Annotated in this window: 1 protein-coding gene; it reads right to left on the reverse strand. The window is 62.2% G+C overall.

What is annotated here, in order from left to right:
• Positions 1–161 (reverse strand): twin-arginine translocation signal domain-containing protein (locus tag RMCN_RS32180; RefSeq protein WP_131808622.1); only part of this gene is annotated, 161 nt, incomplete at its 3' end.
• Positions 162–368 lie beyond the last annotated feature (207 nt).

A 368-nucleotide genomic window follows, 5' to 3' on the forward strand; every position in this document is an offset into this window, starting at 1 on the left:
CGACGCGACTCAGCGACCGCCACCGGATCCGGTTGCGCGGTCCTGTCGGTTGAGCGCGTGCAACCCGCCAACACCATCCCAGCCGCAGCGGTGGCCCCTAGAAACCGCCGTCTGCTCAAACCGCCGCCCGATGCCACGAGGTCACTCATCACACGCTGCATTCCCGGCGACCGGGCCCAAACCCACCTGGCACCCACCGCAAGTCCACTAGTACCACATCATGTCGGATCCGGTCTCCTTCCCGTCTTCACCGTGCGCTCGGGTACCCACCGAATTGATGAAGAGGATGTGAAGATTCGTTAAAGACGCCATCGGCGTTCAATACACGACTGGATGATAGACGTAGAGCGCTGTTGTCGTGGGTGCCC

It is taken from the genome of Mycolicibacterium novocastrense (genome assembly GCF_001570485.1).
GTDB lineage: Bacteria > Actinomycetota > Actinomycetes > Mycobacteriales > Mycobacteriaceae > Mycobacterium > Mycobacterium novocastrense.